9 protein-coding genes are annotated in these 12,868 nt (G+C 43.7%); 2 read left to right on the plus strand and 7 right to left on the minus strand.

Translation table 11 applies throughout. The features are described 5' to 3' along the window. Window positions 1-80 precede the first annotated feature (80 nt). Window positions 81-1,538 carry a phospholipase D family protein gene (locus tag L1D37_RS01060; RefSeq protein WP_239846563.1) on the plus strand — a complete coding sequence of 486 codons (1,458 nt, stop codon included), beginning with the start codon at window positions 81-83 and terminating at the stop codon, window positions 1,536-1,538. Between the two features lie 102 nt (window positions 1,539-1,640). On the opposite strand, the gene L1D37_RS01065 is transcribed toward L1D37_RS01060, so the two are convergent. The 7 genes from L1D37_RS01065 to L1D37_RS01095 all read right to left on the minus strand — a co-directional run bounded on the left by L1D37_RS01065 (window position 1,641) and on the right by L1D37_RS01095 (window position 10,809). Then, complete coding sequence (locus L1D37_RS01065) at window positions 1,641-2,522, minus strand: amino acid racemase (protein WP_239846564.1); 882 nt, start codon at window positions 2,520-2,522, stop codon at window positions 1,641-1,643. Between the two features lie 111 nt (window positions 2,523-2,633). Beyond that, window positions 2,634-4,352 carry an autotransporter assembly complex family protein gene (locus tag L1D37_RS01070; protein WP_239846871.1) on the minus strand — a complete coding sequence of 573 codons (1,719 nt, stop codon included), beginning with the start codon at window positions 4,350-4,352 and terminating at the stop codon, window positions 2,634-2,636. A gap of 198 nt (window positions 4,353-4,550) precedes the next feature. Continuing rightward, entirely contained in the window at window positions 4,551-5,840 is a 1,290-nt protein-coding gene (locus tag L1D37_RS01075; protein WP_239846565.1) for a DEAD/DEAH box helicase, read from the minus strand. 204 nt (window positions 5,841-6,044) lie between these two features. Beyond that, on the minus strand, window positions 6,045-6,785 hold the full coding sequence (locus L1D37_RS01080) for a DUF1223 domain-containing protein (RefSeq protein WP_239846566.1): 741 nt from the start codon (window positions 6,783-6,785) through the stop codon (window positions 6,045-6,047). A gap of 151 nt (window positions 6,786-6,936) precedes the next feature. Then, on the minus strand, window positions 6,937-7,125 hold the full coding sequence (locus L1D37_RS01085; RefSeq protein ID WP_017059812.1) for a hypothetical protein: 189 nt from the start codon (window positions 7,123-7,125) through the stop codon (window positions 6,937-6,939). Window positions 7,126-7,437: 312 nt separating this feature from the next. Further along, window positions 7,438-8,439 (minus strand): TerC/Alx family metal homeostasis membrane protein, encoded by a 1,002-nt coding sequence (locus tag L1D37_RS01090; RefSeq protein WP_048662004.1) that lies wholly within the window; start codon window positions 8,437-8,439, stop codon window positions 7,438-7,440. A gap of 630 nt (window positions 8,440-9,069) precedes the next feature. Further along, entirely contained in the window at window positions 9,070-10,809 is a 1,740-nt protein-coding gene (locus L1D37_RS01095) for a bifunctional UDP-sugar hydrolase/5'-nucleotidase (RefSeq protein WP_239846567.1), read from the minus strand. A 238-nt stretch (window positions 10,810-11,047) separates the two neighbouring features. On the opposite strand from L1D37_RS01095, the gene L1D37_RS01100 reads away from it, so the two are divergent. Further along, window positions 11,048-12,835, plus strand: a complete 1,788-nt coding sequence (locus L1D37_RS01100) for an ATP-dependent endonuclease (protein WP_239846568.1) — start codon at window positions 11,048-11,050, stop codon at window positions 12,833-12,835. The last annotated feature ends 33 nt before the right edge of the window (window positions 12,836-12,868 follow it).

Genomic DNA, 12,868 nt, shown 5'->3' on the forward strand with positions numbered 1-12,868 from the left:
TCATCGAAAACCACGAATAATCGCTAGATTAAGGCCAGCTTGCTGGCCTTTTTATTGACCAAAATTCCATGAGAATTTCTATGCTAAATAATAACCTACGTACTTTATATGCCATGTTTTTCGTTGCCTTACTCGCAGGCTGCGCCCAACCTTACCCCGATGTTGAACCTGACTTTGAAGCAAACTGGCAAAGCACTGAACATCACGCTGAAGTGTACCTGATCCCGACTGCACCAGAAGCCTTCGCTCGTCGTATCGAGCTTGTTCGCCAAGCACAACACTCTATTGATATGACCTACTTCTCTTGGGAGCCTGACACGCTTGGGTTAATGCTTCTAAACGAGCTAAAGCAAGCGGCGGATCGTGAGGTTCATGTCCGACTGACTTTAGATGACCTAATGGTTTTTAATGATAAATGGTTAGCGGAATTGGACTCACACCCTAATATTGAGATTCGACTGTTCAACCCTTTTGAATCACGTAAAGCTGGCTGGATTGGTCGTGCGTTCAACTTCTCCACTCATCAAAAACAACTCGATAATCGGCTTCACGAGAAGTACTTCAATGTTGATCATCACTCGATGATTTTAGGTGGAAGAAACATTGGCAATGATTATTTTGGCTATAGCGAGAATGCCAATTTCTTTGATATGGACGTTTTGTTTCGAGGTGACGTAATCGCGTCTTTCGACAACAATTACCAAGCGCTTTGGGATAGCGAATATGTGGTGCCAATTCAAGAGCGAATCAAAGTAAAAGAACAAGGCCAATACAAAGCGTTTACCAAGGCAATAAATAAAGGCGAGAAGAATAAAAAGCCGATCACTTCCGATGTTGAGCAACAGATAAATCGTCTGAGCGAACCAAGATTTATTAAAGCATCGGTAACGCCTTTATTTGATTCATTAGAGAAGCTCAATAACAACAAGCCCTACTTTCGTCAACGTACAGAGCACTTAATGAAGCAAAAAGTACCGACGCCTTCTAAAGCTGTTATTTCTACGCCTTACATGGTGCCAAGCGATAACCAGTTTGTGTTTATCGATGCACTCAAAGAGCACAAAGCCGAAGTCACCTTACTGACGAATTCATCGGCTTCTAATGATTCGGGCTTTGTTCCTGCGTATTACGAAAAACACCGTGAGACTTTACTCGACAAGGGCGTAAGTATCTATGAGTACAAAAGCCAAGCGATCAACGATGACCACTACTTTCATGTTGATACCTACTACCACAACAAGACAGTAATTTTAGACGACCGTGTCACCTATATTGGCTCTTCTAACTTCGACCCAAGATCAGACTTTCTCAACGTTGAGTTTGGTGTGTTGATTGAGAGTGAAGAGTTTGCGAAGCAAGTGACACACTACTTAACACGTCAGAAAGAGGATGTGTTCTGGGCTGTATCGCGAGAACAATCAGGTGAGACGAGCTGGGCTTCAGGAGATCAACTCCATACTAAGAACCCGAACTACAGTTCATGGAACAAGGTACCAGATTGGTTATTTCGAAAAATGAATGGTGAGTTCGAGCTTTAAGTGTCGAGCTTCGAATTTTAGTTTTTAATCTTTCACCTGTCCAAATGCAAAAAAGCCGCGTAATTCGCGGCTTTCTCATGCTTCAAATACACGTATCTGAGCTTATAGACGGTAGGTCATCGCTCTTTTGGCTACGTAGTTCACCATATCAAGCGTTGTGAAGATCGAATTAACATCATTAATGTCGTAATCCACATGTCCACGCTCCACATACTGCTCAGCGAGACGGTAAATATCAACGACACGCTCAGCTACCGCTTCCATAGGATCAATAAAAGTGACTGTTGGAAATGCCGTTTCGAGTTGCTTTCTAACCAAAGGAAGTTCCGTGCATCCCAAAATAACTGTATCAACGCCCTTCTCTACGATGCTTTGAACCGCGACAGCGAGAAGTGCCGCATTACGGTCAAACTCGCCCGCTTTAATGCCGTTGGTCTCTCGGATTGCTTGCCCACATGCGGTCATCTCGCCTGTCACTTCGCCATAGATAGCGCTATGAACATTATGTTCTTGCTCAAAAGCATCTGGCTTAACGAATACGAGATTGGCGTCAGTTAGGTAACGATCATAGATTCCCGAGTTGTATGTACCGTTGGTGCACAAAATACCAACAATGGATTCAGGGTTCTGCTCTTTGATTTGATCAACCGTAGTTTGAAGCATATCGACGATATAAACATTGGTATGTTTTTGAACTTCAGGTCTGAAATAATGAGCGGTGTTGCAGGTCATTACACCAAATTGAACATTGGCGTGTTCTAAAATGCACGCGGATTCAATCAGCTCTGGAACAGGGTCGATACCGCCTTCGTTAATGGCTTCAGAGCGGTCTGGGATATCTGAATTTTTAACCACAATCATGGCCATGTGGTCTTGGTCTTTAAGCGCGCCGTGTTCAATCTCTTTCTTAGCGACGATATCTTGAAACAGAGCATCCGCTTCAGGGCCCATGTTACCAAATACACCAAATCGTACCTTTTTCATTGTTTTTACCTTTGTGTTTGCTAGAGCACAAAGGTTATTACGCTCTGTCGATTTGCTTGAATCCCATTGGATGGATCGTATCCTCGCGAGAGCTTAAACAGTGTACAGATATTAGAACTGAGTCCCCAAAGAAAAGTGAATACGAAACTCATCGCCTTGAGGCGCATCTAACCCGTAAGCAAAGTCGAGTTTCACAGGCACCAATTGTGAGTTCCAAATCAGACTAAGGCCTGTGCCGCGCTTCCAATCCGCTTCATCATCAAACGCATCACCGACATCAAGAAATGCGCCCATCCAGATTGAGCGGTAAACCTGATGTTGGTACTCAAGCCCTGCTGTTAGCATATAACGCGCACCTGTTAATTCACCGTTGTCATCTTTTGGAGAAATCGATTCATAACCATAACCTCGTAAATTCCCGTCGCCACCAGCAAAATAACGCAGTGACGATGGCACATCCGACAAGGATTTAGCTATGTTAATACCAACATTTGACCGGAAATGGAGCTTCTGACTTTCGCTAATATCCCACGAAAGCACGCTGTTTCCTTCCAACCGCAACAGTCTTGAATCAGAGAACAGATTAGGGTCAGAATACTCAACAGAGTAGATGTGTCGGTGATTGAGCTCCAATTGATCATTCTTACGATCAACCTGCGAAAAACTGATGCCAGGTAACAGTAATTGCGATTGGTCTTCCTCAGAGGCCTGACGGTACTGTTCGTGCAAGTATTTGACGTAGATGGTGCTTTGCCAATCGCTGTCTAATTGCCAATAACGTTCAAACTTAAGATCGTTTGAAAAGCTATTGGTGTCTCGATGATCAATTCGTTTCGATTCAAACTGAATACCAAAGTAATCGGTCGTGACTTTCTCTGTGGGGATTTTGTACCCTAACTGCAGTGATTGCTCTTGTTCAGACAAATATGTCTGTGTTTCAAAGCTGTGCCCTCGTCGGTTATACCAAGGCTTTGACCAATTTAAAGACGCTCTTAAACCGAGGTCGGTAGAGTAACCGCCACCCACCTGCACAATGTTGCGAGAGCTTGGCTCAGCAATGATTTCGACTGGTACTTCTAGATTGTCATCAAGATGATTAAAGTCACCGTGAACCACGACACTCCGAAACCACTGAGTTTCAAACAAGTCAGACTGCAGCTCACCCAACTTGATAGTGTCAAAGTCGTCCCCTTGTTTGAATGTGGGAATTTTCTCGATACGCCCAGGTTCAACACCATCATCAGGAATACTGATAGCCCCAAACTTGTAGCGTGGGCCACTTGAAAAATGCAGGTGAATATTGGCGATGTTTTCGCTAGGAATCACTTCGATCTTAGACTCGACAAACCTTCCGTCGAAATAGCCTTTACGCTTTGCCAAAGAGAAAATCGCCCGTTTAGTTTGGTCGTATTCTTGATGGGATAATGGTGAGTCTGAATCTAACTGGCTTTCCGTGAGTATTTTGATGAACTCTTCATCTTTACTCGCTTCTCCGGTGACTTTTACAACCGATTCGGCAATGTACATGACAGGGCCAGAATCGACGTTCAAGGTGAGGTTATCACTGTCATCAAGTTCAATATCTATCTGAGGATGATAGTAGCCATAAGGGTTGAGCGCGTCTTGAACTCGTTTCAATAGCTTAGTATGCGATAACTGTGAAGCTAGGACATCAACCAAAGGTTCTAAGTATAACTCTACATTTTCAGTGAGAGTTTTGTTCAACCCTTTAACTTTAAAGTCTGCGCCTATCGCCGCGGGATGAGTAACGATGAAGAGTGAAGCTGTCAATATTACTTGTTTAATCGAGGTCTTCACGCCGTTACCCAGTTGCTTAGAACCCGAATAGGTTATGAGCAAAGCGTGAAATCACGGAATCTCTTATGAAGGACGTAACCCTACGAACAAACTTGGCTGATTTTGAATACCAGCATAACGTTACTCTAGCTACTTATAGTCCTCGTATTGCAGATACAAAAAAGGCGCAATTAAGCGCCTTTAAAATATCGATGATTTATTGAATCAGTATCAGTTGTTTTTCAGCCACACATCTTGGTTTTGTGCTGCTTTCTTCTTCTTTTTCTTCTTGCCTGTGCCAGCAGGTGGCGCAACAGGTTTAAGCGCGGCAATCAATTCAGCAACCGCTTCTGCATCGACTTCAAAACCTTCGATTTGCTCACGTTCAAGACGAATCTTGTTCTTCTTCTCGATGATTTTGAAATGGTGGTAATCTTCGTGATCGATCAGAGATAACGCTAGGCCAACCTCACCCGCACGACCACTTCGGCCAATACGGTGCATGTAGTCTGATGGACTACGCGGTAAATCAAAGTTGATAACCACTGGAAGTTTTTCAATATCCAGACCACGAGCCGCAATGTCTGTCGCAATCAGAACATCAATCTCACCAGATTTGAAATCTTCAAGGATACGAGTACGTGAACCTTGGCCTTTATCACCGTGGAATACTTCTGCAATGATACCGCGCTTGTAAAGCTTGTCTGCTAAGTGTTCACAGCTGTTCTTTGCATTCACGAAGATCAGTGCTTGGCGCCATTCGTGTTGCTGAATTAAGTGAGCTAACAATGCTGTCTTACGGCCTTTTTCCACTTCGAATACACGCTGAACCAGTGTGCTCGCATTAGCACTTTGAAGTTGAACTTCAATTGGATCAGTCAGCAGTTCGTGAGTAAGCGTTTGAACTTGCTCTGGGAACGTTGCAGAGAACAACAGAGTTTGCTTCTTACTTGGCAGTAGCTTCAAGATAGCGTCTAGTTCTTCTGTAAAACCAAGGCTTAACATGCGGTCAGCTTCATCAAGCACAAGCGTTTTCACTTTATCAAGCTTGATAGCATTGCTTGAAATCAGGTCAAGTAAACGACCCGGTGTCGCCACCAAGATATCTGTGCCGCCACGTAATGCTTGCATCTGAGTGTTCACAGACACACCACCGAATACACAAACAGTCTTGATCGCACCGTTAAAATGCACTGCGTAAGATTTAACGCTGTCAGCAACTTGCTTAGCCAGTTCACGAGTAGGCACTAAGATAAGGCCAGACACGAAGTTACCTTTGCCCGAACGACGGTCTAAAGGTGCATCTTCATGAATCTGTTGTAACAGAGGAAGTGCAAATGCAGCAGTTTTCCCTGAACCCGTATTTGCGCCTGCAATTAGATCGCGTCCTGCTAACACACTTGGAATAACTTGCGCTTGGATAGGCGTTGGCTGTTGGTATTCAAGCTCGGTAAGACGAGCCATCAAAGGAGGAATTAAGCCAAGATCAGAGAAGTTGGTTGGTGTCGTGGTGTTAGTCATTAATTGCAGGAACTCAAAGCTAAAATAATAGCGCGCTATATTAACGTATTTCAGCTGTATTACGTAACTAAATCGCCCCTTTCAAGCCTCTAACAGCAATTTAGACCAAGCAATACGGGACAAAGGTGACACAGTAATGGTGAAGTGTCGCCCGAATTGCTTTGCTCATAACTCATTGCACTGCCGAAGTTGCGCACATTGAGTTTAATTCAACCACCCTGCTACCGTCTGTTCAGGTGCATACGAGTTAGGTGCGGTTAACCATACCGCTACGGCATCGGGCGCAGCGACTAGAGGATCAAAGTCCACATTGAATTGCCACTCAGATTCACCACGTTGGTAACCATCGTAAACCACGACAAAATCGTGTTCGAGTTTCTTACCTCTGTTTTCGCCCGCTTTGACGCTGGTAACTTCGTTCATCGCTAACAAGGCAATATGAGCCACATAATTACCTTTACCTTCGTAATTCACGCTGAACGTGTCGCCTTTATGATTGACCGTCAGCTTGGGATTATTCTGTTGTGGAAGCGAAGGTAACGTTCTATCGAGCCAATTGAAATAACCGCGCCACTCTTTTCCATCAACAACAAAACCTGGAGTATAGACCCCGCTCGTTACACCATAAGCTTTATACAAACGTTGCTTCTGACTGAAGGCTTTGCTTGCGAACTTATCCCCCCAGCCGAGGTAATCCCAGTAATCGACGTGATACGCGAGTGGGATGACTTGTGTCCAGAGTGCTGGGTCATCTTCAAAAGTACTGAGGTAGGCATCAGCAGGTGGACAACTCGAACAACCTTCAGAGGTGAACAGCTCGATAACCTGCGCAGGTTGCCCTTCGTTACTCCAGGTTTGTGCATTCGACACTGAAGAATAGAAGCCGATCGGTAAGGCAAATAAGCAGAGTTTGATCAATGATGTGTTGTGTTTGGCGTGTGACATACCGTGATCCTCATAGAAGCTACTTATCTAAAGACCGCGGTACTTAACGTTTTCTTTCAAATACAAATTGTTTCAGATACAAAAACGCCAGCTAAGAAGCTGGCGTTTTTTAAATTCTGTCTTTCTTTTATTCTATGCGTTTACGCTGAGATTAACGGTTGATACCGATATCGCGTTGCATGTGACCAGATAGGTCGCTTGCGTAGTAACTACGTGGAGAGTTGTCTACGAAAAGAATATCGAAAATGTGTGCAATCAATCCTTTGAAGTTAACCGAGTAGGTCTTCTTATCCATAGAGTTAGGAACAGCGATAGTATTCATTTGTACTGCTTGAGCCATGATTGCCTCTCTATAAATTTATTTGTGTGTTTCGTTCTGATGACAAGAATAATAGGTGATCTTTTGCAGGTTAAAAAATGACTAAAATTGGATGTTCAGATTAGTTTTTCTAATAAAACAAACCATTAACAATACATCGAAATACATATGCATTAACAGTGATTTAAAATTCAATATGATGCTTAAATCATGCATTTAGTACAAATTCCCCTCAAACAAAAGTGGTCGACGTCACAGAAATTTTACATAAATAAATTTCCTGCTTCATCGACCACGTGTCTCTTATCGAGTTTTCGATAAGTTATATTTGTTTTAATTTACTTGTTCAATGTCTGGCTTCTTTGCATAAATCGACGCTATAACCGCAATCGTCATCGTTGAAATCAGCACCGCTAAAGACCAGTAAGTTGGGATAGCCCATTCACTGTCAACCAATAGCATTTTCACACCAATGAAGACCATGATGAATGCCAATGCTGGCTTCAAGTAGATGAACTTATCCATCATGCCTTGAAGTACAAAGTACAACGAGCGAAGACCAAGTAACGCAAACACGTTAGCAGCAAGTACCAAGAACGGTTCTTGTGTTACCGCGAAGATTGCAGGGATAGAATCCAGTGCAAACATCACGTCCATGACTGCGATAGCACCAATAACCAACATCATTGGTGTTAGTACCCATTTGGTACCCTGCTTAATCATGAGTGCTGGGCCATGAAAGTCTTCTGTTACCGGCATGATTTTACGAAGTAGCTTTTCAGGCAGTGTATTCACACTCTCTTCTTCGCCTTTATCTAACGCCAGTTTAATACCTGTACCAATCAAGAACGCAGCAAACACGTAAAGTACCCAGTGGTATTCAGCCAATAGTTGCGCGCCTAGTGCGATCATAATTGCACGAAGCACCAATGCGCCAATTACGCCCCAAAGAAGCGCACGAGGTCGTAGATGCTCAGGAACTTGGTATTGAGCGAAGATCATCGCGAATACAAACAGGTTGTCTACGCTCAGTGATTTCTCTAGTAAGTAACCGGTAATAAATGACACTGTTGCTTTTTGCGCTGTGTAGTCGCTATTAGGCGCGTAAATGTCCCAAAATAGGTAGATAGAACCTGCAAACAAAAACGCAAGTACAAACCAGAAAACACTCCAGATTGCCGCTTTCTTGATAGTGACGTTGCCACCACGAGTCTGATAGATATCAATAGAGACAAGAATCACCGTCAGCAGGAAAAAGCCCGCATAAGTCGTCATGATCGGCGATGAAAAAAAGGATTCACTATTTGTAGATAATAGAGATTGAGTTGAGTTCATTATTCCTCCGGGCGGAAGAACTGTACAAAGACCTTCCGCAAACAAAGCATATCAAGCTCCATTACGGATCTTGACTGTGATTGCGTTGGTCTCGTTGAAGTGAAATATGGGATTTCACCTTTACATACCGGATAGACACTTGGCCTAACGAGATGACGATATGTAAACTTGCGCTAACTACTCCCCAAACGCGTGGATAATATTCCCCTAACTTTGTTTCGTCTAGATAAATTTTCAGAAATAAATAAAAAAGGAGCAAAACGCTCCTTATTTATTTCTATCGGCTTGTCAAAACGACACTCGCATTGATTCCAAGAATACGATGAACAGGTTTTGCCCTATTCCCGTTATTCAATCAAACTGCTCACGAGTACCTTTTGTGTGCACCTTTCCAGAAAGTGCATCTCAAACCGCATGTGTTATAAACCTGTTGTTATAAACCTGCTGTTGGTACTAAGTACACTAATGCAGACCAAACAGACACCCAACCAACAACGGCAGCCGCGTCTAACCAATCTTTCCTATCCATGCTTTGCCTCCACAGGAAGTTACCCCGGAAATAAAGCATAAACAGTGCCAATTTTATAAATCACTCAAAGTAATGATACTAAGCGAAAATATTAGATGCGATTACCTAAAACACTCCATGCAATTCAACGGTTCGTTGTGTTGAAGTGATTCAGGGTGCTCTTGTAAAAACGCAATGAAACAGTCTGCCATTGAGTCGGTTGTGACGATGCCATCTCCGATCATATCCAAGACTGCGTTATAACCTTCTTTCCCTTTCATTGTATAGGCCGACGATGCGCCGCGATAAATACGTTCGCGCGAAACTTCCTGCCAACCACCCTCTTCAGAGTGGATTTCAAGGTGATGAATTCTGTGCCCTAGAGGTGCTTCTTTGTGGTAACAGAACCTTAGGTTGTGTGTGTAAGGGAAGCTGCCCGACCCTGTACCAACCACACCATTATCCAATGCGTTATTGATAGCACCTTCCAACATGCCTGCGATCGTTTCACCTCTGACTTCATACACACCAATAGGTACGGCAAACGGTAGTAGTTTTCCGGCAATATCGGCAACCGAAACATCACCGCTATTCAGTGAATTTCTTACACCGCCAGAATTGTGGATAGCAAAATCTACCTGATGACCTTTCTTGTTCATCAAGTAATGGAATGACTGAGCCACCAATGGCGCAAGTTGACTTGGCCCTTGTTCATCAGGGATACGTACATGGCGAAGTTTACTGTCAGCATGAGCAATGACTTGCTGCTGAAGCTTACGAACTCTAGGCTGATACTTATCCGTCAAAATACTCTGTAGTTCAGGATCTTTCTTACACACTGCGATGTTCTGGTGATTGTTCAAAAACTCACACGCCATCTCATGTGCGTCGCCTTGCCCGACTTCACTCAGTTTCGCGTCTATAAAGAGTCGACGACCTAATAACAGTTCGTTCTTGCCATTAAAGTGCGTCACTTTACCTTGAGCATCGAACTCGATTTCACAGTGGCCTAGGCTCATTGCGTGGAAACCGGCTTGCACAACATAGGTGTCGCCAATTTTTACGCCGTAGTCATCGTCTTTTACTAAGCCGATATCCGAGAAATCACCTTGCAATCGGTGACTATGACCACCAACAATCACACCGATGCCTTGCACATTCGCAGCTAGCTCTAAATCTGCTTCATAACCAAGGTGACTAAGCAGCACTATCTTGTTAATACCAGCCTGGTGAATTTGTTCGATCGTTGCTTTTGCCGTTTCTAATGCGTTTTCAAATGGTGTATCAATATCTGGGTTAGCAATACCTGCCATTTTGTCGATGCTTAAGCCGAAAATGGCAACCTTCTCGCCATCAAACTCTTTCGTTATATAAGAAGCACTTCTTGTTTCCGTCAGGTAAGGCTTAACAATGTCGTTGTCCGCTAAGGTATGAGTTTTATTGATATCCTCATTCGATAGATTCCAGTTACCGGCCAACAGTGGGAATTTGATTCTTTTCGCGAAAATCGCGACGGGCTCATTACCCATATCTAGCTCATGATTACCAAGTGTCATGGCATCAATATTGAGCGCATTCAAAAGATCGGCGTTGGCTTTCCCCTTGAACAGAGAAAAGTACAAGGTGCCTTGAAAGCAGTCCCCAGCATGCAGGAACAGGGTTCCAACCTTTTGTCGTTGGGCATCTTGTTCTATTTGTTTAAAGCGCGTTGAAATTCGAGCAAAGCCACCAGCACTGACATAAGGTTCAATGATGTGGTTGTTCATTTTAAGTGATAGCTGTAATGAGGTTGGTTCGAAGTATGAGTGGGTGTCGTTGATGTGTGCCAACACTATTTTTGTCGGCTTATTCTTTTTAGTCATATTTTCTTCTCTCTTTGTCCCTTCATACTAGGTCGAGAATCATGACAGAATCGTGAATTTTATGAAACTGCACTGCAAAAAAATACTCGAGATAGATCAAAAATCTCATTTTGCGCCGTATAAATAATCAATGGGTTTTGTGACCAATGAGCATACCGAATTGCTAATTTTCGATTATGATTAAAGATATCTGTTAGGTTTCAAACAATTAGCAGAGCCTTCCGTTAGGAGTAAGCCTATGCAACTAGAAAGAATCGAGATTTCTGGCTTTCGAGGTATCAAGCGCATGTCACTCGCGTTTGACGAGCTAACCACGCTTATTGGTGAAAATACTTGGGGTAAGTCTTCCTTATTAGATGCCCTTTCCGTCGTCCTTCCTTCAGACGGTGTGCCATATCACTTTGAAATGACCGATTTTCATGTCGATTACTCTGTTTCACACCCACAGTCTCAACATCTTCAAATTGTTCTCGCATTAAAGGCCAACGACAAGAGCGAACTCAACGCCGGTCGTTATCGTAAACTCAAACCGATTTGGGTTCAGGACGAGTTCGGGGTCTATCGTATTTATTACCGAATCAGCGCCACATTAGAACAGTATGAAACTACCACTCACTACGCATTTTTAGGTTTGGACGGTAATCCGCTCAAGCTTCACCATTCTGAAAAGCTCGCTCAAGAATTAATGACCTTGCACCCCGTGATTCGCTTACGAGATGCAAGACACTTCGATCGCCCATTCAATGGCAAATCATTGAACCATAATGGCCATATCCATGGTAATGCAAACGGCAATGGAACAAATGGTAATGGTGGGAATGGCGCTAATAATACCAATGCCAATAGCAATAACAGCAGCAGCAACAGCAACGGTAATGGGCACGCTTCTAATGGAAATGGAAATGGAAACGCTCGTCAGGCTCGAATAGAGAAACGCATTGATAACACCTGCCGACGTTTAATGGCGATTCCTGGCCACGTAAACAAAGGCGAGATGCGCAGCAGTTTAGAATCAATGCAAAGCCTGATTGAACACTACTTTTCTTTCAAGAGTAATTCTCGTCGTAATCCTAGAAAGCAGCGCGATGGCTTACTCTATTCTGCAGGTGCTAATGATCAGAGCATTCATCAGCTTGTCGAAGAAACGAAGAACAAACAAACTCGTTTATTATTCATGGGGTTACTGAACGCTTATCTACAGGCTAAAGGGCCAAATGACTTAAGACGATGTGCGCGCCCTCTTTTGATCCTTGAAGATCCCGAAGGTCGATTGCATCCAACCCACTTGGCAAGGGCTTGGAGTTTGATGCAAAAACTGCCAATGCAGAAAATCCTCACCACCAACAGTGGCGATCTACTCGCAGCTGTGCCTCTTCAATCGATTCGCCGATTGGTACGTCAGTCCGACAAAACCATCGCTAATCAACTCAACATGAACCACTTCAGTAAAGATGAGCTAAGACGAATTGGTTTTCATATTCGCTTCCACCGTTCAGGTGCACTGTTTGCACGTTGCTGGCTATTAGTAGAGGGCGAAACAGAAGTATGGTTGTTTAATGAGTTAGCCAACCAATGTGGCTACAACCTTGCGGCGGAAGGTGTGCAAATTATAGAGTTTGCTCAATCAGGCCTCAAAGCACTGATTAAGGTCGCGCAAGAGTTTGGCATTGATTGGCATGTGGTGACTGACGGCGACGCGGCAGGTAAAAAATACGCCGCAACGGTACTCTCAAAACTTGGTAACGACCAAGAACGTCATCGCTTAACTGAGTTACCGGACAAAGACATCGAACATTACTTATACATGAATGGATTCGAGAACTTTTTCAGGGACATGGTTAAGATCCCGTACGACCACCCTATCCCTCCTAAGAAAGTCGTCGCTAAGGTATTGAAGAAACACGCTAAGCCTGACCTTGCACTGGCTATCGTCTCGCACTGTGAAAACCAAGGACAAGAATGCATTCCATTGCTACTAAGATGGACGCTAAAACGTGTTATCACCATGGCAAACGGGAATACCTAAGCCTTTAGCTTTTCTGATAGACGCTATAAGTTC

It is taken from the genome of Vibrio sp. Isolate33 (assembly GCF_022397895.1).
Classification (GTDB): Bacteria; Pseudomonadota; Gammaproteobacteria; order Enterobacterales; family Vibrionaceae; genus Vibrio; species Vibrio pomeroyi.

What these genes read in the sequence shown, in the direction of transcription:
- L1D37_RS01065 (WP_239846564.1), bottom strand. Translation starts at nt 2,522, where the DNA reads ATGAAAAAGGTACGATTTGGTGTATTTGGTAACATGGGCCCTGAAGCG.
- L1D37_RS01085 (WP_017059812.1), bottom strand. Translation starts at nt 7,125, where the DNA reads ATGGCTCAAGCAGTACAAATGAATACTATCGCTGTTCCTAACTCTATG.
- L1D37_RS01100 (WP_239846568.1), top strand. Translation starts at nt 11,048, where the DNA reads ATGCAACTAGAAAGAATCGAGATTTCTGGCTTTCGAGGTATCAAGCGC.
- L1D37_RS01095 (WP_239846567.1), bottom strand. Translation starts at nt 10,809, where the DNA reads ATGACTAAAAAGAATAAGCCGACAAAAATAGTGTTGGCACACATCAAC.
- L1D37_RS01075 (WP_239846565.1), bottom strand. Translation starts at nt 5,840, where the DNA reads ATGACTAACACCACGACACCAACCAACTTCTCTGATCTTGGCTTAATT.
- L1D37_RS01080 (WP_239846566.1), bottom strand. Translation starts at nt 6,785, where the DNA reads ATGTCACACGCCAAACACAACACATCATTGATCAAACTCTGCTTATTT.
- L1D37_RS01090 (WP_048662004.1), bottom strand. Translation starts at nt 8,439, where the DNA reads ATGAACTCAACTCAATCTCTATTATCTACAAATAGTGAATCCTTTTTT.
- L1D37_RS01060 (WP_239846563.1), top strand. Translation starts at nt 81, where the DNA reads ATGCTAAATAATAACCTACGTACTTTATATGCCATGTTTTTCGTTGCC.